The 22,096-nt window shown below is 52.4% G+C and carries 26 protein-coding genes and 1 other annotated feature; of the genes, 9 read left to right on the top strand and 17 right to left on the bottom strand.

The features are described from left to right. Nucleotides 1-20: 20 nt before the first annotated feature. From oppB to J4617_RS02600, 5 genes are read left to right on the top strand one after another with little or no spacing between them, the layout of a single operon-like run. Nucleotides 21-941, top strand: coding sequence for an oligopeptide ABC transporter permease OppB (oppB, locus tag J4617_RS02580; protein WP_000911097.1), 921 nt, complete (start codon nucleotides 21-23; stop codon nucleotides 939-941). Nucleotides 942-955: 14 nt separating this feature from the next. Beyond that, on the top strand, nucleotides 956-1,864 hold the full coding sequence (gene oppC / locus J4617_RS02585) for an oligopeptide ABC transporter permease OppC (RefSeq protein ID WP_000979653.1): 909 nt from the start codon (nucleotides 956-958) through the stop codon (nucleotides 1,862-1,864). Between the two features lie 11 nt (nucleotides 1,865-1,875). Further along, nucleotides 1,876-2,883: an ABC transporter ATP-binding protein gene (locus tag J4617_RS02590; RefSeq protein WP_000058857.1), complete on the top strand. Its 1,008-nt coding sequence runs from the start codon at nucleotides 1,876-1,878 to the stop codon at nucleotides 2,881-2,883. After that, nucleotides 2,880-3,884 (top strand): murein tripeptide/oligopeptide ABC transporter ATP-binding protein OppF, encoded by a 1,005-nt coding sequence (oppF, locus tag J4617_RS02595; protein WP_000994698.1) that lies wholly within the window; start codon nucleotides 2,880-2,882, stop codon nucleotides 3,882-3,884. The genes J4617_RS02590 and oppF overlap by 4 nt, the downstream gene beginning before the upstream one ends. 47 nt (nucleotides 3,885-3,931) lie before the next feature. Next, nucleotides 3,932-4,768, top strand: a complete 837-nt coding sequence (locus J4617_RS02600) for an ion transporter (protein WP_000059074.1) — start codon at nucleotides 3,932-3,934, stop codon at nucleotides 4,766-4,768. 47 nt (nucleotides 4,769-4,815) lie between these two features. Here the strand turns inward: J4617_RS02600 and J4617_RS02605 are convergent, their stop codons facing one another. Both J4617_RS02605 and cls read right to left on the bottom strand, forming a co-directional pair. Beyond that, nucleotides 4,816-5,145 (bottom strand): HI1450 family dsDNA-mimic protein, encoded by a 330-nt coding sequence (locus tag J4617_RS02605; protein WP_000425070.1) that lies wholly within the window; start codon nucleotides 5,143-5,145, stop codon nucleotides 4,816-4,818. Between the two features lie 33 nt (nucleotides 5,146-5,178). Continuing rightward, nucleotides 5,179-6,639 carry a cardiolipin synthase gene (gene cls / locus J4617_RS02610; protein WP_000206886.1) on the bottom strand — a complete coding sequence of 487 codons (1,461 nt, stop codon included), beginning with the start codon at nucleotides 6,637-6,639 and terminating at the stop codon, nucleotides 5,179-5,181. A 142-nt stretch (nucleotides 6,640-6,781) separates the two neighbouring features. Here cls and J4617_RS02615 point away from each other — a divergent pair, with 142 nt between their 5' ends. Continuing rightward, a complete protein-coding gene (locus J4617_RS02615; RefSeq protein ID WP_001531561.1) occupies nucleotides 6,782-6,955 on the top strand; it encodes a YciY family protein in 174 nt (57 codons plus the stop codon). 43 nt (nucleotides 6,956-6,998) lie between these two features. On the opposite strand, the gene J4617_RS02620 is transcribed toward J4617_RS02615, so the two are convergent. Beyond that, nucleotides 6,999-7,295, bottom strand: coding sequence for a YciI family protein (locus tag J4617_RS02620; protein WP_000967605.1), 297 nt, complete (start codon nucleotides 7,293-7,295; stop codon nucleotides 6,999-7,001). Nucleotides 7,296-7,518: 223 nt separating this feature from the next. On the opposite strand from J4617_RS02620, the gene tonB reads away from it, so the two are divergent. Continuing rightward, on the top strand, nucleotides 7,519-8,241 hold the full coding sequence (tonB, locus tag J4617_RS02625; RefSeq protein WP_001531563.1) for a TonB system transport protein TonB: 723 nt from the start codon (nucleotides 7,519-7,521) through the stop codon (nucleotides 8,239-8,241). A 58-nt stretch (nucleotides 8,242-8,299) separates the two neighbouring features. Here tonB and yciA read toward each other — a convergent pair whose 3' ends face one another. The 4 genes from yciA to J4617_RS02645 form a co-directional block, all read right to left on the bottom strand. Further along, nucleotides 8,300-8,701 (bottom strand): acyl-CoA thioester hydrolase YciA, encoded by a 402-nt coding sequence (gene yciA / locus J4617_RS02630; protein WP_000210317.1) that lies wholly within the window; start codon nucleotides 8,699-8,701, stop codon nucleotides 8,300-8,302. A 160-nt stretch (nucleotides 8,702-8,861) separates the two neighbouring features. Continuing rightward, nucleotides 8,862-9,401: a septation protein A gene (locus J4617_RS02635; protein WP_000808682.1), complete on the bottom strand. Its 540-nt coding sequence runs from the start codon at nucleotides 9,399-9,401 to the stop codon at nucleotides 8,862-8,864. A gap of 56 nt (nucleotides 9,402-9,457) precedes the next feature. Beyond that, nucleotides 9,458-10,201 (bottom strand): YciC family protein, encoded by a 744-nt coding sequence (locus tag J4617_RS02640; RefSeq protein ID WP_000028507.1) that lies wholly within the window; start codon nucleotides 10,199-10,201, stop codon nucleotides 9,458-9,460. Between the two features lie 25 nt (nucleotides 10,202-10,226). Further along, nucleotides 10,227-10,631 (bottom strand): YkgJ family cysteine cluster protein, encoded by a 405-nt coding sequence (locus J4617_RS02645; RefSeq protein ID WP_000114955.1) that lies wholly within the window; start codon nucleotides 10,629-10,631, stop codon nucleotides 10,227-10,229. Between the two features lie 337 nt (nucleotides 10,632-10,968). On the opposite strand from J4617_RS02645, the gene ompW reads away from it, so the two are divergent. Then, nucleotides 10,969-11,607, top strand: a complete 639-nt coding sequence (gene ompW, locus J4617_RS02650) for an outer membrane protein OmpW (RefSeq protein WP_000714800.1) — start codon at nucleotides 10,969-10,971, stop codon at nucleotides 11,605-11,607. Nucleotides 11,608-11,688: 81 nt separating this feature from the next. Here the strand turns inward: ompW and J4617_RS02655 are convergent, their stop codons facing one another. The 10 genes from J4617_RS02655 to trpL form a co-directional block, all read right to left on the bottom strand. Continuing rightward, the gene (locus tag J4617_RS02655; protein WP_000488354.1) at nucleotides 11,689-12,567 is read right to left on the bottom strand and encodes a manganese catalase family protein; all 879 of its coding nucleotides are present in this window, start codon (nucleotides 12,565-12,567) and stop codon (nucleotides 11,689-11,691) included. Between the two features lie 19 nt (nucleotides 12,568-12,586). After that, nucleotides 12,587-13,093: a ferritin-like domain-containing protein gene (locus J4617_RS02660; protein WP_001109977.1), complete on the bottom strand. Its 507-nt coding sequence runs from the start codon at nucleotides 13,091-13,093 to the stop codon at nucleotides 12,587-12,589. A gap of 73 nt (nucleotides 13,094-13,166) precedes the next feature. Further along, entirely contained in the window at nucleotides 13,167-13,670 is a 504-nt protein-coding gene (locus J4617_RS02665) for a ferritin-like domain-containing protein (protein WP_001022822.1), read from the bottom strand. 89 nt (nucleotides 13,671-13,759) lie between these two features. Beyond that, nucleotides 13,760-13,942 (bottom strand): general stress protein, encoded by a 183-nt coding sequence (locus tag J4617_RS02670; protein ID WP_000807657.1) that lies wholly within the window; start codon nucleotides 13,940-13,942, stop codon nucleotides 13,760-13,762. A 479-nt stretch (nucleotides 13,943-14,421) separates the two neighbouring features. Continuing rightward, nucleotides 14,422-15,228, bottom strand: coding sequence for a tryptophan synthase subunit alpha (trpA, locus tag J4617_RS02675; RefSeq protein WP_000443029.1), 807 nt, complete (start codon nucleotides 15,226-15,228; stop codon nucleotides 14,422-14,424). Next, nucleotides 15,228-16,421, bottom strand: a complete 1,194-nt coding sequence (gene trpB / locus J4617_RS02680; RefSeq protein ID WP_000209485.1) for a tryptophan synthase subunit beta — start codon at nucleotides 16,419-16,421, stop codon at nucleotides 15,228-15,230. Before trpB ends, trpA begins: the two co-directional genes overlap by 1 nt. 9 nt (nucleotides 16,422-16,430) lie before the next feature. Further along, on the bottom strand, nucleotides 16,431-17,789 hold the full coding sequence (gene trpCF, locus J4617_RS02685; protein ID WP_017465598.1) for a bifunctional indole-3-glycerol-phosphate synthase TrpC/phosphoribosylanthranilate isomerase TrpF: 1,359 nt from the start codon (nucleotides 17,787-17,789) through the stop codon (nucleotides 16,431-16,433). 3 nt (nucleotides 17,790-17,792) lie between these two features. Beyond that, a complete protein-coding gene (trpD, locus tag J4617_RS02690) occupies nucleotides 17,793-19,388 on the bottom strand; it encodes a bifunctional anthranilate synthase glutamate amidotransferase component TrpG/anthranilate phosphoribosyltransferase TrpD (RefSeq protein WP_017465597.1) in 1,596 nt (531 codons plus the stop codon). Then, nucleotides 19,388-20,950 carry an anthranilate synthase component 1 gene (locus J4617_RS02695; protein WP_001194386.1) on the bottom strand — a complete coding sequence of 521 codons (1,563 nt, stop codon included), beginning with the start codon at nucleotides 20,948-20,950 and terminating at the stop codon, nucleotides 19,388-19,390. Before J4617_RS02695 ends, trpD begins: the two co-directional genes overlap by 1 nt. A gap of 22 nt (nucleotides 20,951-20,972) precedes the next feature. Then, nucleotides 20,973-21,068: a sequence feature (Trp leader region), on the bottom strand. Continuing rightward, nucleotides 21,045-21,089, bottom strand: a complete 45-nt coding sequence (gene trpL, locus J4617_RS02700; protein WP_010989026.1) for a trp operon leader peptide — start codon at nucleotides 21,087-21,089, stop codon at nucleotides 21,045-21,047. (Overlaps the previous feature by 24 nt.) A 121-nt stretch (nucleotides 21,090-21,210) precedes the next feature. Here trpL and rnm point away from each other — a divergent pair, with 121 nt between their 5' ends. Then, entirely contained in the window at nucleotides 21,211-22,092 is an 882-nt protein-coding gene (gene rnm, locus J4617_RS02705) for an RNase AM (protein WP_017465596.1), read from the top strand. Nucleotides 22,093-22,096 lie beyond the last annotated feature (4 nt).

Here is a 22,096-nt window from a genome sequence, read left to right on the forward strand (position 1 = left end):
CAGGCCAGAAGGTACGGGCAATGTTGAAATTTATTTTACGCCGCTGTCTGGAAGCGATTCCGACGCTGTTTATTCTTATTACCATCTCTTTCTTTATGATGCGCCTCGCGCCGGGTAGCCCTTTTACTGGCGAGCGCGCATTGCCGCCGGAAGTGCTGGCCAATATTGAAGCAAAATATCATCTGAACGATCCCATCATGACGCAGTACTTCAGCTACCTGAAGCAGCTGGCGCATGGCGATTTTGGACCATCGTTTAAATACAAAGATTACACGGTCAACGATCTGGTTGCCGCCAGCTTCCCCGTTTCGGCGAAACTTGGCGCTGCCGCTTTTTTGCTGGCGGTCATTATTGGTGTCAGCGCTGGCGTGATTGCCGCGCTAAAGCAAAATACGCGATGGGATTATACGGTGATGGGATTTGCCATGACCGGCGTCGTTATCCCCAGTTTTGTGGTAGCGCCGCTACTGGTGATGGTCTTTGCAATAACCTTGCAATGGCTGCCTGGCGGCGGCTGGAACGGCGGGGCGTTAAAATTTATGATCCTGCCGATGGTCGCGCTTTCACTGGCCTATATTGCCAGCATCGCTCGTATTACGCGCGGCTCAATGATTGAAGTTCTGCATTCGAACTTTATTCGTACCGCGCGGGCAAAAGGATTACCGATGCGCAGAATCATCTTCCGCCATGCGTTAAAACCTGCGCTGCTGCCGGTTTTATCCTATATGGGGCCAGCCTTTGTCGGCATTATTACCGGCTCAATGGTGATTGAAACTATTTATGGCTTACCGGGCATTGGGCAGCTTTTCGTTAATGGCGCGCTCAACCGCGATTACTCGCTGGTGTTAAGTTTGACCATTCTGGTCGGGGCGCTGACCATATTATTTAACGCCATTGTCGATGTGCTCTATGCCGTTATCGACCCGAAAATTCGCTATTGATACTGGAGCTCGCGATGATGTTAAGTAAGAAAAACAGCGAGACGCTGGAAAATTTCAGTGAAAAGCTGGAGGTGGAAGGTCGCAGCCTTTGGCAAGATGCCCGTCGGCGCTTTATGCATAACCGTGCGGCGGTGGCCAGTCTTATTGTCCTGTTTCTGATAGCCCTGTTCGTGACAGTGGCGCCTATGCTGTCGCAATTTACCTATTTCGATACCGACTGGGGCATGATGTCCAGTGCGCCGGATATGGCGTCTGGCCACTATTTCGGCACTGACTCTTCCGGGCGCGATCTGTTGGTGCGCGTTGCCATCGGCGGGCGTATCTCATTAATGGTCGGGATTGCCGCCGCACTGGTGGCGGTCATTGTCGGAACGCTGTATGGCTCGCTGTCCGGCTATCTGGGCGGCAAAATTGATTCTGTGATGATGCGGTTGTTGGAGATCCTCAACTCGTTCCCGTTTATGTTCTTTGTGATTTTGCTGGTGACGTTTTTTGGGCAGAACATTCTGTTGATTTTCGTCGCCATCGGCATGGTCTCCTGGCTTGATATGGCGCGTATCGTGCGTGGTCAAACCCTAAGTCTTAAACGTAAAGAGTTCATCGAAGCCGCGCAGGTGGGTGGTGTGTCGACCGCCAGCATTGTGATCCGCCATATTGTGCCTAACGTCCTGGGCGTAGTGGTAGTGTATGCATCGTTGCTGGTGCCCAGCATGATTCTGTTTGAGTCTTTCCTCAGTTTCCTGGGGCTTGGGACGCAGGAACCGTTAAGCAGTTGGGGAGCGTTGTTGAGCGATGGCGCAAATTCAATGGAAGTCTCACCGTGGCTGCTGCTGTTTCCGGCTGGCTTTCTCGTGGTGACGTTATTCTGTTTTAACTTTATTGGCGATGGCCTGCGTGATGCCCTCGACCCGAAAGATCGTTAAGGAGTACAGCCATGAGCTTATCAGAAACCGCAACTCAGGCGCCGCAACCGGCGAATGTACTGCTGGAGGTAAACGATCTTCGTGTTACGTTCGCTACGCCTGATGGCGATGTGACGGCGGTCAACGATCTGAACTTTACGCTTCGCGCTGGAGAAACGTTAGGTATTGTTGGTGAGTCTGGATCGGGGAAATCGCAAACGGCGTTCGCATTAATGGGACTGCTGGCGACGAATGGTCGAATCGGCGGTTCTGCGACCTTCAACGGACGTGAAATTCTTAATCTACCTGAGCGCGAACTGAATACGCTGCGCGCAGAACAGATTTCGATGATTTTTCAGGATCCGATGACCTCGCTAAATCCTTATATGCGCGTTGGGGAGCAGTTAATGGAAGTCCTGATGCTGCATAAAGGGATGAGCAAAGCGGAAGCTTTTGAAGAGTCCGTCAGAATGCTGGATGCCGTAAAAATGCCGGAAGCGCGCAAACGGATGAAAATGTATCCGCACGAATTTTCCGGCGGAATGCGTCAACGTGTGATGATTGCGATGGCGCTGTTGTGCAGGCCGAAACTGCTTATTGCCGATGAGCCTACCACCGCGCTTGATGTTACCGTGCAGGCGCAGATTATGACCTTGCTTAATGAGCTAAAGCGCGAATTTAATACCGCCATTATCATGATTACCCACGATCTGGGCGTGGTCGCGGGTATTTGCGATAAGGTCCTGGTAATGTATGCCGGGCGTACCATGGAATACGGTAAGGCGCGCGATGTCTTTTATCAGCCCGTTCATCCGTATTCGATAGGCCTGCTTAATGCGGTGCCGCGTCTGGATAGCGAGGGGGCGGAAATGCTGACGATTCCGGGCAATCCTCCCAATTTATTGCGTTTGCCTAAAGGGTGTCCGTTCCAGCCGCGTTGTCCTCATGCGATGGAGATCTGCAATAATGCGCCGCCACTTGAAGCGTTCAGTCCTGGTCGCTTGCGCGCCTGTTTTAAACCGGTGGAGGAACTGCTATGAATGCTGTGATTGAACAACGTAAAGTTCTCCTCGAAATCGCCGATCTGAAAGTACATTTTGATATCAAAGAAGGGAAGCAGTGGTTCTGGCAACCGCCGAAAACCCTGAAAGCGGTGGACGGCGTTACGCTACGCCTGTATGAAGGCGAAACGCTGGGCGTGGTGGGCGAATCCGGCTGCGGCAAGTCGACGTTTGCGCGCGCCATTATTGGTCTGGTGAAGGCGACAGACGGTAAAGTCGCCTGGCTGGGAAAAGATCTGTTGGGCATGAAAGCGGATGAGTGGCGCGAGGTGCGCAGCGATATCCAGATGATTTTCCAGGACCCGCTGGCGTCACTCAATCCGCGAATGACGATTGGCGAAATTATCGCTGAACCGCTGCGCACTTATCATCCTAAACTTTCGCGCCAGGACGTGCGTGACCGCGTGAAAGCCATGATGCTGAAAGTGGGGCTGCTGCCGAATCTCATCAACCGTTATCCCCATGAATTTTCCGGGGGGCAGTGCCAGCGCATCGGTATCGCCCGGGCGTTGATCCTGGAACCTAAGCTTATTATTTGCGATGAGCCGGTGTCGGCGCTGGACGTTTCTATTCAGGCGCAGGTGGTGAATTTGCTCCAGCAGTTACAGCGAGAGATGGGGCTGTCGTTGATTTTTATTGCGCACGATCTGGCGGTCGTAAAGCACATATCTGATCGTGTCCTGGTGATGTATCTCGGTCATGCGGTAGAATTGGGCACCTATGATGAGGTGTACCATAATCCACTGCATCCTTATACCAAAGCGCTGATGTCGGCGGTACCGATTCCCGATCCCGATCTGGAGCGAAATAAGAAGATACAATTGCTGGAGGGCGAATTACCTTCGCCCATTAACCCGCCTTCCGGCTGCGTGTTCCGTACACGCTGTCCGCTAGCCGGGCCAGAATGCGCGCAAACGCGACCGGTGCTGGAAGGGAGTTTTCGCCATGCCGTTTCCTGCCTTAAAGTAGACCCGTTATAATCGCAAGGGCTGACAATTCGTCAGCCCTTCTTTTAGGTGAGGTTACCGTGTCACTTTCTTTGTCGTCGGTTCGCCGTCGTCTTTATCATAATCTGTTCGATTTGACTACGCGCTCAGGTCGCCGTTTTGAAGGGTTATGCGCGCTGTTTGCGCTGCTCAGCGTACTGGTTATTTTTGTTGAATCAGGCGTAGGAACGGAATATCACCTGACATTTGATGAATGGCATATTTTTGTCTGGCTGGAGCTCTGCGTTACCCTGATATTTACCGGTGAATACTTGCTCAGACTGTTTAGCTGGCCCGAACCGGCAAAATACGTTTTTAGTTTCTGGGGATTTATTGATCTGGTGACGATTTTGCCGCTGTACGTCATGTGGCTGTGGCCGGAAATTAGCCTGAACTATATGTTTGCCTGGCGTGCTATGCGAGCGATTCGCGTGCTGCGTATTCTTAAACTGCTACGCTTTATGCCATCCCTGCGCGTATTCTGGAGCGCCATTATTAGCGCGCGTCATCAGCTTATTCTGTTCTATTCATTTATTGCGATCGTGATGATTATTTTCGGTGCCCTGATGTATCTTATTGAAGGACCGAAATATGGCTTTACGACGCTTAATGCCTCGGTGTATTGGGCGATAGTGACAGTCACAACCGTGGGGTACGGTGATATTACGCCGCATACGCCGCTGGGACGTATTGTCGCGTCGGTGCTTATTTTGATTGGCTATTCGGTGATTGCGATTCCTACAGGACTGATTACCACGCACATGAGCAGCGCGTTTCAAAAACGTCACTGGCAGCGAAAATGTCCGCAGTGCCAGCAAAGCCAGCATGAACATAGCGCGCAATATTGTAACCGATGCGGCAGTAAGCTACCGGATTAAACAGGCTTGCCGGAGGGCGCAATCAGACGCCATCCGGCCTGAACCGCTTATTCGCGCCAGAGAATATGGCACAGCTTGTGGTCCTTTTCCCGGCACAGCAGAACGCGGGCGAAAATGTCGTTAATTTCGCCGTCTTCGGTATCCGCCAGGCCAATTACCACCTCGGCAAAAAAGTCTGGATTCAGGTCAAAATCGACGTGCTCTTGCCAGTCTTCAGCGGGATCAAACAACTCCGCGCCGCCGCGCTCCTCGAATTGCAAATTGAACAGAATGATATCAGCCGGATCAAGATTATCCGCCGCCAGCTCAAGAAAAATATCGTAAGCCTGCTCAAGCGTTTCGTCTTCAGTCAGGCGATTGTTCAGATCCATTTCCATAGTGACTACCTGTTTACTCATGTTGGTCACGTTTTACAGCAATGGACTAAAGAAGTAAAACAATCGCTCGGTAATACGCTGCCATAACGGACGTTTTACCCACAAACGCGCATCTAACAGGCGGGAGCGCGAAATATAATCGTCCTGTACCGCAGCCAGATCGGCGCCGAAACCCGTATCATCAATGACCAGCGTAATCTCGAAATTAAGCCACAGGCTACGCATGTCGAGATTCACGGTACCGACCAGGCTCAGTTCGCCATCGACCAGCACGCTTTTGGTATGTAACAGCCCGCCTTCGAACTGATAGATTTTCACGCCCGCCGCCAGTAACTCGCTAAAAAAGGCGCGACTGGCCCAGCCGACGAGCAGTGAATCATTTTTACGGGGCAGGATAATACTGACATCCACGCCGCGCTGCGCAGCGGTACAAATAGCGTGCAGCAGATCGTCGCTGGGGACGAAATATGGCGTGGTCATAATTAAATATTCGCGCGCAGCATAGGTGGCGGTTAATAGTGCCTGGTGAATGAGATCTTCCGGAAAACCAGGGCCGGAAGCAATGGTATGAATGGTATGCCCGCTGGCCTGCTCAAACGGCATAATATTCACATCCGGCGGGGGAGGCAGAATGCGTTTACCCGTCTCGATTTCCCAATCGCAGGAGTAAACAATCCCCATTGCTGTCGCCACGGGGCCCTCCATCCGCGCCATCAAATCGACCCATTGCCCAACGCCGGCATCCTGTTTGAAAAAACGCGGGTCCACCATATTCATACTGCCGGTATAGGCGATGTAATTGTCAATCATCACCATTTTACGGTGCTGGCGAAGATCCATACGGCGTAAAAAGACGCGCATCAGATTCACCTTCAGCGCCTCTACGACTTCAATGCCAGCGTTACGCATCATGGCCGCCCAGGGGCTGCGGAAGAAAGCGACGCTACCCGCGGAGTCCAGCATAAGCCGGCAGTGGATGCCACGGCGGGCAGCGGCCATTAACGATTCAGCGACCTGATCCGCCATGCCGCCTGGCTGCCAGATGTAAAACACCATTTCGATATTGTGCCGCGCCAGTTGGATATCGCGAATAAGCGCCTGCATGACATCATCGGAGTCGGTAAGCAATTGCAACTGGTTGCCTTTGACGCCCGCAATCCCCTGACGTCGTTCGCACAGCTTAAACAAGGACGATGCGACGCTACTGTTTTCTTGCGCGAAAATGTGTTTGCAGGCTTTGAGGTCATTCAACCATTTGGCGGTAGACGGCCACATGGCGCGGGCACGCTCGGCGCGACGTTTGCCTAAATGCAATTCGCCCACGGACAAATAGGCGATGATCCCGACCAGCGGAAGGATATAGATGATTAACAACCAGGCCATTGCGGAGGGAACTGCGCGCCGTTTCATTAGAATACGTAATGTGACGCCGGCAATGAGAACCCAATATCCCAAAATGACCAGCCAACTCACCACGGTGTAGAAGGTTGTCATAACTTTAAAAATCCTTTAGAAAGCGTGTTGTTAAGAGTTTACGCGTCAGGATTCACATGGCAAATAAAAACACGGGAAAAGCGCTGGTCTGCATCCGGCGAGGGGGTATAATGGCGCTTCTGTTACAGTGAGAGTCGTAAACATGAAGCGTAGTAGAACGGAAGTGGGGCGCTGGCGAATGCTACGTCAGGCGAGCCGCCGTAAAGCGCGTTGGCTTGAAGGGCAATCACGCCGTAATATGCGTATCCATACCATCAGGAAATGCATCTTTAATCGTCAGCGTAATTCATTACTCTTTGCGATTCACGGTGTGTGAGCCAGAAAGGGCACCGTATGCGGTGCCCAACAGGCCATCCTTTTCAAAAGATCTTCTTATATGGTTTGACCGAAACCTGCGCATAGACGCCCGCTGCGACGTAGGGATCCGCATCAGCCCAGGATTGCGCCGCTTCTAAAGATTCAAATTCAGCAATCACCGTTGACCCGGTAAATCCGGCTACCCCAGGATCGTTACTGTCCACTGCGGGCATCGGCCCGGCAGTTAATAATCGCCCTTCATCATGCAGAAGTTGCAGGCGCGCCAGATGCGCGGGCCGTACCGAGAGGCGTTTTTCAAGCGAGTTAGCATTATCCTGAGCGTAAATAACATACAGCACGGGTAGAGCTCCTTAATCGGTAAAAGTTGCTGATTACGTTATTGGAAAGGGCATTTAACTGCAATGTAAAGATACCGACTTTGTTAAACATGCACATTTTGTGTGGTGTTTTTGCGCGATATCATCTTTTAAATGCCGCTATCGGCAATGCCTTATTGAATATGATTGCTATTTGCATTTAAAATTCAGCTCTGGTTTTTCAACTGAAACGATTATGACTTCAATGACCCTTGATTTACCTCGTCGCTTTCCCTGGCCGACACTCCTTTCCGTAGGCATTCATGGTGCTGTAGTGGCAGGTTTGCTCTATACCTCGGTACATCAGGTTATTGAATTGCCTGCGCCAGCGCAGCCTATCACGGTGACAATGGTTTCACCCGCCGACCTGGAGCCGCCCCAGGCGGTTCAGCCGCCGCCGGAGCCGGTGGTTGAACCCGAACCGGAGCCAGAGCCGATCCCTGAACCGCCTAAAGAAGCGCCCGTGGTGATTGAGAAACCCAAACCTAAGCCAAAACCCAAGCCAAAACCGAAACCGGTGAAAAAGGTTGAAGAGCAGCCGAAGCGCGAAGTCAAACCAGCCGCGCCGCGTCCTGCCTCACCGTTTGAAAATAGCGCCCCGGTGCGGCCAACAAGCAGCACCGCATCGGCGACTAGCAAGCCCGCGGTGAGCGTGCCCACTGGACCTCGCGCTCTGAGCCGTAACCAGCCGCAGTATCCGGCGCGAGCACAGGCGTTACGTATTGAAGGCCGCGTAAAGGTGAAGTTTGACGTGACCTCTGCTGGGCGAGTGGAAAATGTACAGATTCTATCCGCGCAGCCAGCCAATATGTTTGAGCGTGAAGTTAAGAATGCGATGCGCAAATGGCGCTATGAAGCAGGCAAGCCGGGTTCCGGGCTGGTGGTCAATATTATCTTCCGTCTGAACGGTACGGCGCAGATTGAGTAATCTCTGGCGCCGCCAGTAGGAATATACCATCACCTGCTGGCGGCGTAAGCGGGTATACTTAACCCTGAACCGGGAGCGGGCGAGGTTTACCGTCCGGATCGACGGCAACATAAATAAACAGCGCCTCGGTGGCCTTGTAGCGCTGTCCAATCGGTTCTGACGCGACTTTTTTCACCCAGACTTCAATATTGATGCTAATAGACGTCGTACCGCGTTTAACGCAGCGTGCGTAGCAGCATACGACATCGCCAACCGCGACGGGGCGCAGAAATGTCATTCCTTCCACGCGTACGGTTACAACCCGACCGTGCGCGATCTCTTTGGCCAGTATCGCGCCGCCAATATCCATTTGCGACATCAGCCAGCCGCCAAAAATATCGCCGTTCGCATTGGTATCGGCAGGCATGGCCAATGTACGTAAAACCAGCTCGCCCTGAGGAGTATTATCCATTGTTGTCATTGTAAAACCGACTATCAGAAAAAATTACAGCCGCGATGCTACTATGAATTTTGTGTGGAGAATAGTGGGAATAAAGGTACTGACGGGAAAGCGCAGGGCGTAAAGGCGAAGAAAATATCGCCAGGCGTTCGCAGTCTGGCGATGATAAGTCACGGGAGGGTTATGATTTATCTTCCTGTGGCAGATGCCGGTAGATATAGACGCCGCTCAGCAGGGTAAAAATGAGCGTCAGCGCCGTGAGTCCAAAGACCTTAAAGTTGACCCAGATATTTTGCGGCAACCAGAAGGCGATATAAATGTTAGCCAGACCGCACGCAATAAAAAACAGCGCCCACGCCAGGTTCAGCTTTGACCAGACCTGCTGCGGCAACGCCAGTTCTTTACCTAACATACGTTGGATTAACGGTTTTTTCATCACCCACTGGCTTATTAACAGCGCGCCGGCGAACAGCGCATAAATAACCGTCACCTTCCATTTAATAAATTCATCGTTATGGAAGAAGAGCGTCAGACCGCCGAAGACGGCAACCAGAACAAAGGTAATCAGCGCCATCTTCTCTATTTTCCGATAGCGCACCCAGCTATAAATCAGCACGATTGCCGTCGCGACAATCAGTGCGGAGGTCGCCGCATAGATGTCATAAAGTTTATAAAACGCAAAAAAGACAACCAGCGGTAAAAAATCCAGAAACTGCTTCATTCTTCGATTCCATCATCAACGAGCGTCGAATGCGCCGCGTAACGGCGCATTGCGGATTATTGGCGAATCAACATATACAGGCGGAATAAGTAGATAAGCAATACTGCGGAAATCAGATTGCTCAACGTATTCGCCAGTACAGCGCCTACATTTGGGGTCAGTACAGCGAAGCTGGGCGCGAACAGCAATAGCAATGTTTTAGCCAGTAACCAGCCTATCACCGCAGGCGCGACCAGTCTCATGTTAGCCCAGGCTAAACGCATACTGCTGCGCATTGCGGCAAACACGCCCATTTTCTCTTCAACCAACATCACTGGCGCAAGCGCCAGCACAATGGCCATAATAATCCCCGGAACGACAATCAGCATTATACCGATTTGCACTAACAGGGTAGTCAGAAAAATAAGAATAAACAGTTTAGGCAATGCAGGGGCGCTGGCGCCGATAGCGCGCAGCGCGCTAACCCGATGTCCCGCTGAAACTAACTGAATCATCAGGATGATACCGCCGGCCAGAATAGCGTTGCCGATAAGCCCGGAAAACGTCGAGGCGGCAGAGGCGCGCAACAGGATCTGTTGCTGCTCCGGCGTCATATTTTGTACCAGCTCAAACAGGCCAGCGCTGCCTGCCAGATGTTCTCCTTCACTGAGTTGCGCGATTTGCGCATCGCTGGGTGAAAAGGCATGACCTAAGACCACCGTGATAAATGCGCACAGCAACGAAACCAGCAAGATAGTAATAAATTGATTTCGGAAAAAATTTCCGGCGTCACGGTAAACGGACTTCGCCGTGATAGACATGCACTCTCCTTGAGTTTTGCAGGTGTTAATTTGCGGGCAATTGTACCCTGGATAACTCTACAGTGGCAGCATCAGCAGTTGTATGGAAAAGCATATCTTTGTAAAGCGGCGGTAATCCGTATCGCGCGCGGGCGCGATTACACGCCTCATTCACTTCGCCTCCTTCGCCCGATATCGAAAATTCGCGACAGGTTGAAGGGCGGTTTTCATAAATAGCGCAACTGACGTTTTCACCCGGCGTGCCAATTAGCGCTTTACAGTGCGGCTGTTTTTGGTTGGTGCCGGCCATACAACGTAAAAAAGGGGTAACAGGCTCGGTTAATGACGCCGGAACGCGTCCGCTGGCGTCGTCGCCTTCCGCCCAATAAAAGGAGACACGAAAATAGGCACAACAGGCACCGCATGTCATGCATGGGTTAAGAACGCTCATGATTCACCTGCAAAAAACTCACGTATCAATAGATTACAACGGAAATTAATCTGTCCCGCAGTGTTCGCGAATCTTAACGCCACGCGCCATTGCGGGACATTGATTACCTTAGCCAGCCTTTATCGCCAGGGCAACAGGAGCAGACAAATATTTGCATAGCGTGAATATGTCAAAATTGATCTGAATTCCTATAACCAGGATTTTCAATACAAGTTCTAAATTAATCTGGATCAATAAATGTTAAATTATAAGAACAAATGTGATCTGTGTTAGATCACTTATTACTTCATTGTGGGTATATTCATCACGCTTTTATAACCATAACGATGGAGCGGGTATGAAAAAATTTACAGTGGCGGCACTGGCGTTAACAACTCTTCTCTCAGGCAGCGCGTTCGCGCACGAAGCCGGAGAATTCTTTATGCGTGCAGGTCCGGCAACCGTCAGACCTACAGAAGGGGCGGGTGGTACGCTGGGGCATTTAAACGGGTTTGATGTGAGTAATAACACGCAACTCGGCCTGACATTCACTTACATGGCGACGGACAATATCGGGGTTGAATTGCTGGCGGCTACGCCGTTCCGCCATAAGGTGGGTACGGGCGCGACGGGCGATATCGCCACGGTCCACCTGTTACCGCCAACGTTAATGGCGCAGTGGTACTTCGGCGATTCCAGCAGCAAAGTGCGTCCTTATGTCGGCGTGGGGGTGAACTACACCACCTTCTTCGATAACGACTTTAACGATAATGGTAAAAATGCCGGGCTGTCCGATCTGAGCTTTAAGGATTCCTGGGGCGCGGCAGGGCAAGTTGGGGTAGATTACCTGATTAACCGCGACTGGTTAATTGGCGCCTCTGTCTGGTACATGGATATTGATACTACCGCCAATTATAAAATGGGCGGCGTGCAGCAGCATGACAGCGTGCGTCTGGACCCATGGGTATTTATGTTCTCGGCAGGCTATCGTTTCTAATCGCGTGATGTTGTGACGAAAAAAGACCCCGCCAGGCGGGGTCAAAAAAGGACATGACACACGGATTTTACTTGTCGGAACTCACTTGTCTTCTTTCGGTTCGCCGCAGCCTAGTTCTGCGCCAGTGAGAGGATCAACGGTGGGGTCCGATTTCGTTCTTTCTGCCATCGCTTTGAGCAGCGCCATCTGCTCGCGCGGCAATTTCACTGTCGCCAGGCCATCGCCGCCATCAACAGCAGGCATCGGTTCTGCGACATAGTTGAAGTTCTCATCGCTATTCCAGCTACCTCGCGGATCGTCGCCTTGCGACATGTTGTAGTACACGTCGGTATACTGTTCTACCGGCGGTAATTTACCCGGCGGGAAGTTGTTACGAATCGAATACAGCGCCTTTTCAAAAGAGAGCTGGTGCGCGACTTCACGGGTCATTAAGAAACTGAGCGTGTCTTTTACGCCAGGATCGTCGGTCAGATTAATCAGGCGTTCATAAATAATCTTCGCTCGCGCCTCTGCCGCGATATTTGAGCGTAGATCGGCTGTGACTTCGCCGATAGTATCAATATAAGCCGCGGTCCACGGTACGCCGCCGGAGTTTGTCAACGCAGGGCCGCCGCCATACAGCAGAGAGGTGATATGGCTGTCATTACCATTCTGCGTCAGCGAGCGATAAAGTTCCGCTTCGCTTTCGGTGCCTTCCGCCAGCTCGCCTTTAGCGCCTTTATTAAGCATTCCTACAAGTGAGCCGATAATTTCCAGATGACTCAGCTCCTCGGTGGCGATGTCCATTAACATCTCTCTACGACCGGCATCATCATCGCTTAAACCTTGCGTGAAGTAGCGGCAGGCGGCCGCCAGTTCGCCCTGCGGGCCGCCAAACTGTTCCAGCAGCAGGTTCGCTAATCCAGGATTAGGTTCGCTCACTCGCACAGTATATTGAAGTTGTTTTACGTGTCGAAACATATTGCCTCCTGCTTATTATTTATTTTTTGGCTTCAACGCCATCTGCTTCAGATCGCAGTAAAAATTGTTCCGTTGTCTGCGGAATATGTTTGATCAGCCAGTCAGCCATTTGCATTTCTTCTTTCAGAATGGCTTCAATCGTCGGAATTGAGGCTGTGTCGCCAGCTTTTTTTGCCGCCGCCAGCAGGGAGGTATAACAAGCAATTTCGAACTGCTCGAAAACATAACCGCTAATTGAACCTTTGACAATTTCATCGGAAGGGAACATGCCACCGATAGATTGCCCCATTGCTGCCATTTTACTCATGGAGTCTTTCAACACCGAACGGGAAATGCCATTACGGTCCAACACTTCTTCGAGCATGGTAATTTGATGTTTGGTTTCACTAATATGTTGTTCAATTCTGGCTTTTATATCAGGATAATTTTCAATACGGCTGGCCATAGATTCAAGCATCGATTCTGCCTGTTTTTCCATGGCATGGGCGTCACGAAGCCAGTCATGATAATGTTCAGTATAATTCATTTTACATTCCTCAATGCGTGATAATCTGCTCCGATAATAAAATCGGAATCATGCAAGCTGATAATTAAAAATATTATTTCGATTTGCGTTCAGCACTTTTATTAACATTGCTGACTGCTAAATCGGTAAGTTTTAAATCAGTTTGTTTTTCCTCGTCGAGGGTTTCTTTGAGCAGTTTTAATGCTTTGCTATAGCCGAGCTGCTCGGCCAGGGTGGCTAGCGTGCCGTAGCTGGCGATTTCGTAATGCTCGACTTTTTGCGCCGCGGCGATAAGCGCTGCATCGCGTACTTCGTTTTTCTCCGTACTTTCGATGACTTCATTGGCTTCTTCAATCAGCCCTTCCATAGCGACGCATTTCATTCTTTTCAGTTTAATGCCAGATTCAGATTCGACGATCTGATCAATACGTTCAATCTGACCCTGGGTTTCTTCAAGATGAGATTGAAAGGCCTGGCTTAATTTTTCATTGGACGTGGCTCTGGCAAGTTTAGGAAGAGCCTTGGTTAATTGTTTTTCTGCACTATAGGTATCTGAAAGTAGATGGATAAAAAGGTCTTCAACGGTTTTGATATTCATAAATCTAATTCTCCTGGGCAAAATACTGCGAGCCAGAAGACTCGCAGATTGCTTGATAAAAGCATGTGTTATATTTACATTACAGTAAATCAGGAATTATCGGATTTACGTCCGCCGTGACTATTCTGACCACCTTTTTTACCGGCTTCAGAAGCTCGTTGCGGATCGTTTTTGAAATTCCCGCCGCTATGCTGACCGCCTTTGCGGCCCGCTTCAGATGCTTTTTCACGATTCTCGGCGAAATTTCCTGAACCACCACGATGTTCGGCCATATTATTTCTCCTGTCTCGTTGCTTGCTGAAAAAATCGGTTTTAACCGTGTCGACACCCTATTAAAATTAGTTGGTTAAACCGATTAGTCAAATTGACGGAAATAGTTGTGATTTACCGCGTAAATAACGCACAAAAAATGGTTTAGAGATAATATATTCTATATTTTCTTTTAGAATAAGCGATTTAACAGAAAATGCTTTGCATTGTTATTAATAACAAGCGTCACTATCTGCAGCCATAGAAACGTTAATGCATTGTTTGTTGACATTTCTTTACATAAAGGCGGGGGAAATTGACGTGAAAACGCTAAATTTTTCGGCGTGATTAGGAGTTTTCTTAGCAAAAATTGACTTCAGACTTTTTGAAAGCTGGACGGGGAATAACACCAAAAAGATTGATGATGTACGCCTGAATCGTGATTCTGGTTTGGCGCCAACCTCTCATTAAGCCGCCAGCGTTATGCTGACGGCTTAACCCGTTATGCGCGGCTGGCGGCTTTCATCGCTGAGACAAAGGACCTGAGCTCCGCCAACATCTGTTCGGGAGACGCGAGGTTTTTCTCGATAATCTTGACAATGGCTGAGCCGGAGATAGCGCCAGCCGCCCCGGCACGCACGGCCGCAGACACCTGTTCCGGCGAGGAGATACCGAAGCCCTGTAACGCAGGCGCGGCATGGTACTCTTTAAGCTTCTCAATGAGATGATGCAACGGCAATGCGCCACGGTTTTCCGCGCCGGTGACGCCCGAACGCGAAAGCAGGTAGGTGTAACCGCGGCCGTAAGATGCGACCTGGCGCAGAAGATCGTCATCCGCATTTGGCGGGCAGATGAAGATCGGCGCGATATTATGCCGTAACGCCGCCTGGCGGAAGGGGGCCGATTCTTCAACCGGGACATCTGCGACCAGCACGGAATCTACGCCAACCTGTTCACAACGGGCATAGAACGCATCTATGCCGTTATTGAACACCAGATTCGCGTACATTAGCAGGCCAATCGGAATGGTTGGGTGTTTTTCACGAATCAGGGCCAGCATTTCAAAACACTGAGCCGGCGTGACGCCAGCGGCGAAGGCGCGTAAGTTCGCATTCTGGATGGTAGGGCCATCGGCCAGCGGATCGGAGAAGGGAACCCCCAGTTCCAGAGCGTCGGCGCCAGCGTCAATCAGTGTGTCGATAATTTTCAGTGACTGTTCAATGCCAGGGTCGCCCAGGGTCACGAAGGGGACAAAAGCGCCTTCCCGGCGATCGTTGAGTTGGGCAAATAAATTTTCGTAGCGTTCCATCAGATTTCCCCTCGCGCTTTCAGGATATCGTGTACGGTAAAGATGTCTTTATCTCCGCGGCCAGAGAGATTGACCACCAGCAGTTGCTCTTTTTCCGGCTGCTCGCGCATCATTTTCAGAGCGTGCGCCAACGCGTGGGAGGACTCCAGCGCCGGGATAATTCCCTCATGGCGGCACAACGTTTTGAAGGCTTCCAGCGCCTCATCATCGGTAATGGAGACATAATCCGCGCGTCCGATGCTGTTCAGGTACGCATGTTGCGGCCCAACGGACGGGAAATCGAGCCCGGCGGAAATGGAATAGGACTCTTCAATTTGCCCGTCTGCTGTTTGCATCATCGGCGCTTTCATCCCGAAATAGATGCCAACGCGACCATGTTTAAGCGGCGCGCCATGCTCGCCGGTTTCAATACCATGACCACCAGGTTCAACGCCTATTAGCCCGACGCTGGTATCATTAATAAAATCCGCAAACATCCCGATAGCGTTTGATCCGCCACCGACGCAAGCGATAACGGCATCTGGCAGACGACCCTCTTTGTCGAGGATTTGCGCTTTCGTCTCTTCGCCAATCATGCGTTGGAACTCGCGAACGATGGTGGGATAGGGATGCGGTCCTGCCGCCGTGCCGAGCATATAGTGCGCCGTTTCGTAACTACCGGACCAGTCGCGCAGCGCCTCGTTACAGGCATCTTTTAGCGTAGCGGAGCCGCTATGAACCGGGATAACCTCAGCGCCCATCAGACGCATACGGAAGACGTTCGGCGACTGGCGCTCAACGTCTTTGGCACCCATATAGATACGGCATTTCAGACCCAGCAGGGCGCTGGCGAGCGCAGAGGCGACGCCGTGCTGACCGGCGCCGGTTTCAGCGATAATCTCGCTTTTACCCATCCGTTTGGCCAGCAGCGCCTGACCCAGTACCTGATTGGTTTTGTGTGCGCCGCCGTGCAGTAAATCTTCGCGCTTTAAATACAACGTGGTACGCGTACCGGCGGTAATGTTCTGGCATTTCGTCAGCGCGGTGGGGCGTCCCGCGTAGTTTTTTAGCAGATCGGCGAATTGCGCCTGAAATTCAGGATCTTTTTGCGCGCTGACGAAGGCCTCTTCAAGCTGGTTCAGCGCAGGCATCAGGATCTGCGGCACATACATGCCGCCGAATTCACCAAAGTAGGGGTTGAGAAGTGTTGTCATGTTTTTTCCTTAATATGCGCGCAGTGTCTGAAAAACCGAGGCCAGAAGACGAGCATCTTTGATGCCCGGCTGTGACTCCACACCTGAATTAAAATCGAGACCGGCACAGCCGACTTGCGCCGCCTGGACGCAGTTATCGGCCGCCAGCCCGCCCGCCAGTAACACATCATCCAGCGGTTGCCCCTGTAGCAGTGACCAGTCGAAGCGCTGCCCGCTGCCGCCTTGCCCATTGTCGAAAATGTATTTATCGACATGGTGATAATCGCGTGCGGGAAGGGCATCGCTAACGCTCAGCGCCTTCCAGATTTGCACCTGTTTCGGCAACGCCTCGCGCAGCGCGTTGACATACGCCTGGTCTTCGCTGCCATGTAGCTGTACGGCAGAAAGCGACAGGACGGCGGCTTTCTGGCAAACATCGGCGATATCAGCGTTCTGGAAAACGCCGACATACTGCAATGGCGCGGCGCTTATCACTTCTCGCGCCTGCTCAACGCTCACCGCGCGTGGAGATGAGGGCACAAAAATCAACCCGCCATATATTGCGCCAGCGTCACAGGCCGCTTTAGCGTCCTGGGCGCGGGTCAGGCCGCAGACTTTATTTTCGCCAAGCAGCACGCGACGGACGGCGGCGTTAAGATCGTCATGCGCCATTAACGCCGAGCCAATTAAAAAACCGTTGGCGAAGTGGCTCAGTTCGCGTACCTGACCATAGGTGTTAATCCCGGACTCGCTGATGACAGTCACGCCGTGGCCCAGTTTTGGCGCCAGCTGGCGGGTGCGATTCAAATCAATCGACAGATCGCGCAGATCGCGATTGTTGATACCTACCACTTTTGCGCCTAACGCTATCGCGCGCTCCCGTTCTTCGTCATTACTGACCTCCGTGAGCACGCCCATTTTCAGACTGTGCGCGACGGCGGAGAGCTGGCGATACTGTTCGTCATCCAGAACCGAGAGCATCAGTAAACAGGCATCGGCCTGATAGTAACGGGCAAGGTAGATCTGATAGGGATCGATAATAAAATCCTTACACAGAATCGGCTGCGGCGCGCTTTGGCTAACGACCGGCAGAAAATCGAAGCTCCCCTGAAAATATTTTTCGTCGGTGAGCACCGAGATTGCCGAGGCGTAATGTTGATAAATACTGGCAATACGCGCCGGATCGAAATCATCGCGAATCACGCCTTTTGATGGCGATGCTTTCTTACACTCCAGAATAAAGGCGGTACGCGCGCCCTGGAGCGCATCATAAAAATGGCGTGTACTTGGCTGGATCTCATTTTGAAAACTGGCCAGCGGCTGTTGCTGTTTGCGGGCTTCTACCCAAATCGCCTTGTCTGCGACGATTTTCGCTAAAACGGTTTGCATTATTTACCCTCTTGCCGCCAGTGCGGTGACTCTGTCATATGCGGTGCCGTTGCGCAGAACATCAAGCACGGTTTGCGCGTTGGCCTTGAGATCTTCCTGACCATGCAGACGCATCAGCATCGCCACGTTGGCGGCGACGGCGGCCTCATGCGCGGCATCGCCTTTACCTTGTAATAACCGCGTCAGAATGTCACGGTTTTCTTCCGGCGTGCCGCCAGCCAACTGATCCTGATGGTAAGGCGTCAGGCCAAAATCCTCCGCCGTCAGTTGATAGCTTTTAATTTCGCCGTTATGCAGCTCCGCGACAATCGTCGGCGCATGGAGCGAAACCTCATCCATGCCGCCGCTATGTACCACCGCCGCGCGCTGATAGCCCAGTACCCTTAAGGTTTCCGCAATCGGCAGCACCAGTTCCGGGCTATAGACGCCAATCAACGCCAGCGGCGGATGCGCCGGATTGATCAGCGGGCCGAGTACGTTGAACAGGGTTCGCGTTTTTAACTGTTGGCGAACCGGCATCGCGTGACGGAATCCGGTGTGATATTTCGGCGCGAACAGGAAACAGACGCCCAGTTCATCTAACGCCTGACGTGATTTATCGGCGTTCATATCCAGATTAATACCGAACGCCGCCAACAGATCGGATGACCCCGATTTGCTGGATACGCTGCGGTTGCCGTGTTTCGCCACTTTCAGTCCACAGGCCGCCGCGACAAAGGCGCTGGCGGTAGAGATATTGATACTGTTACTGCCATCGCCGCCGGTACCAACGATATCCGCAAACAGGTAGTCCGGGCGCGGGAACGGGGCGGCATTTTCCAGCAACGCAGTGGCGGCGCCGGCAATTTCATTGGGATGCTCGCCGCGAATTTTCATGCTCACCAGCGCGGCGGCGAGCTGTTCAGGTTTAAGTTCGCCGCGGACGACCGCCGAAAACAACTGATGGCTCTCTTGTTGCGTCAGAGTTTGCGCCTGATAGAGTTTCTCCAGAATTGGCTGTAGGGTGTTGGTCGGTTCCAGCTTTTGCTGCGCCCAGGCTAATGTTTGCTCCAGTAGACGCGCGCCCTGTGTCGTCAGGATGGACTCAGGATGAAATTGAAAACCGCAAACGCGATCCGCATCATGACGTACCGCCATCACCATGCCGTTGAAATGGGCGTTAATGGTTAGCCCGGCAGGAACATTACTGCCGACCAGCGAATGATAACGCGCGACCGGTAGCGGATTCGCCAGCCCGGCGAACATCGCCTGACCGTCATGCTCAATGCTGGAGGCTTTGCCATGCAGGATTTCTCCCGCCTGACCGACATAACCGCCGTAAGCTTCGACAATCGCCTGATGCCCCAGACAAATGCCGATGATCGGTAACTTGCCGCGTAGTCGGGTCAGCAGCTCCGGCATACAGCCTGCCTCGCTGGGAACGCCCGGACCGGGGGAGAGCATTAGCACCGGATTTTTCATTGTCGCCAGGCGATCGATAAGCGTCTGCGCCGGAATATGGTTACGGTAAATCACCACGTTATGACCGTTGGTCCGTAGCTGATCTGCCAGGTTCCAGGTAAACGAGTCGATGTTATCGAGCAGCAGAATATCAGCCATCAGAAGGTCTCCTGTGCATGATGCGCGGTGGCGATAGCACGCAATACGGCGCGCGCTTTATTACGGGTTTCATCGGCTTCAGACTGCGGAACCGAGTCCAGCACAATTCCGGCTCCCGCCTGTACGGTGGCGATACCGTTCTCCACCAGCGCGGAGCGGATAACAATACAGGTGTCCAGATCGCCGTGGGCGGTGAAGTAACCGACCGCGCCGCCATAGCTGCCGCGGCGCTGTCCTTCCGCATCGGCAATCAACTGCATGGCGCGTACTTTCGGCGCGCCGCTCAGGGTGCCCATGTTCATGCAGGCGCGATAGGCGTGCAGCGCGTCGAGATCGTGACGCAGTTCGCCCACTACCCGGGAAACCAGATGCATCACGTACGAATAGCGGTCAACTTTGGTCAGATCGGCAACGTAGCGACTGCCCGGCGTACAGATGCGCGCCAGGTCATTGCGCGCCAGATCGACCAGCATCAGATGTTCGGAAAGCTCTTTATGGTCGGTACGCATGTCCAGCTCAATACGGCTGTCGAGATCTCTGTCCAGCGTACCATCGGCGCGGCGACCGCGTGGACGGGTACCCGCGATGGGGTAAATCTCAATCTGACGGCTGGCGGCGTCATATTTCAGCGAGCTTTCCGGCGACGCGCCGAAAAGCGTGAAATCATTATCCTGCATAAAGAACATATATGGGCTGGGGTTGCTCTTTTTCAGCACGTAGTAGGCAGCCAACGGCGACGGGCAGGGCAGTGAAAAGCGGCGCGACGGCACCACCTGAAATATCTCGCCCGCGCGGATGGCTTTTTGCAACTGGCGTACCACCGCGCCGAACGCGTCATCGCTCTGATTGCATTCACAGCGCATGTCCGGCACCGGCGTCACCGGCAACGGCGGCGCAGGCTGGGTTAACTGTTGGCTAAGGTACGCCAGGCGGGCGTTCAGGCGCTGTTTTTCCCGGTCGCTGGCGGTGAACAGACTGGCCTGAATACGGGTGCTTTTTTTCTGATGATCTATCACCATCAGCGTTTCCGCTAAATAAAAGCAGTAGTCCGGGCAGTTATTGCCAGCCTCAAGGTGTGGCAGCGCTTCAAAGCCAGCGACCAGGTCGTAGGCAAACAGACCGCCGAAAAACATAGCCTCCCGCTCTTGCGTCGGTATGTTCACCACTCCCTGTAACAGACGGAACGCATCAAATACCGACAGAGAGCATAAACGGGCGTCTTCATCTAATAATGGGCTGACGGGCGGGAAGCGTAGAACGCGACCGGCAGGCAGGACTTCGTTCTCCACGCCAGCGGGCAGGGCGGTATCCAGTAGCGGCAATAACGAGGCGCCATTATCAGATAACGCCTGAATGGTGACAGTGTCACCTAAAGCGGTAATGCGCAGCGCGCTATCTACCAGCAGCAGGCTTTTTAAATCATCTTTACTGTCGATATCCGCGGATTCCAGCAGCAGCGTTGCCGGGCGATCGCCGCAGACCTGATGAAAAAGCGCCGTTGGGTTTTCCCGGTAGGCGGCATCGCAGGTCAATAGTTCGAGCGTGGGTTTTGGTGTTTGCATGGTTATTCTCATTATTTTGTTCAAAAAAAAGCCCGCTTAACAGGCGGGCCGGGTATCGTTTGGCTGATTACAGCTGTTCATACACCGCCCGCTATCAGGAAGTGCGCCACCAACCGTGTAATGCAAATGTCGCTGCCATTTTAGATACCCTCTTCATGTGAACTTTCGTACTAGTTAACTAGTTCGATGGAATAATGTCAACACCTATTTCAGTATATTTGCCGGAACCGTTATGATGTACATGACATAACTTTATCTCTATGGGAGCCGCCTTGAGCGACACGAATTACGCAGTGATTTACGATCTGCACAGTCATACCACGGCGTCCGATGGACTGTTGACGCCAGAAACATTAGTACACCGTGCGGTAGAGATGCGAGTCGGCACGCTGGCGATTACCGATCATGACACCACAGCCGCGATTCCTGCGGCAAGAGAAGAAATTTCACGTTCCGGGCTGGCCCTGAATCTTATTCCCGGCGTGGAGATTTCAACGGTCTGGGAGAATCATGAGATTCACATTGTGGGTCTGAATATTGATATTGCGCATCCGGCAATGCGCGATTTTCTGGCGCAGCAGACACAGCGGCGTCAGGCGCGTGGTCGGCTCATTGCGGAGCGTCTGGAAAAAGCCCATATTCCCGGCGCGTGGGAAGGGGCATTGAGACTGGCCAATGGCGGCGCGGTGACGCGCGGCCACTTCGCCCGCTTTCTGGTGGAGTGCGGCAAAGCCGCGACCATGGCGGATGTTTTTAAAAAATATCTCGCGCGTGGGAAAACCGGTTACGTTCCGCCGCAGTGGTGTACAATAGAACAAGCTATTGATGTCATTCATCATTCTGGCGGTAAGGCGGTGTTGGCCCATCCGGGACGCTACGACCTTAGCGCTAAGTGGCTGAAAAGATTAGTGGCGCAATTTGCCGACCATCACGGCGACGCGATGGAAGTGGCGCAGTGCCAACAATCGCCCAATGAACGCACCCAACTGGCGACGCTTGCGCGCCAGCATCATTTATGGGCATCGCTTGGATCTGATTTCCATCAGCCCTGCCCGTGGATTGAATTGGGGCGTAAACTCTGGCTGCCCGCTGGCGTTGAAGGCGTATGGCAGACATGGGAACAGCCGCAAATATCACAGTGAGGGA

The sequence above is a fragment of the Salmonella sp. 32010601201800023SM genome (assembly GCF_017572235.1).
Classification (GTDB): Bacteria; Pseudomonadota; Gammaproteobacteria; order Enterobacterales; family Enterobacteriaceae; genus Salmonella; species Salmonella enterica.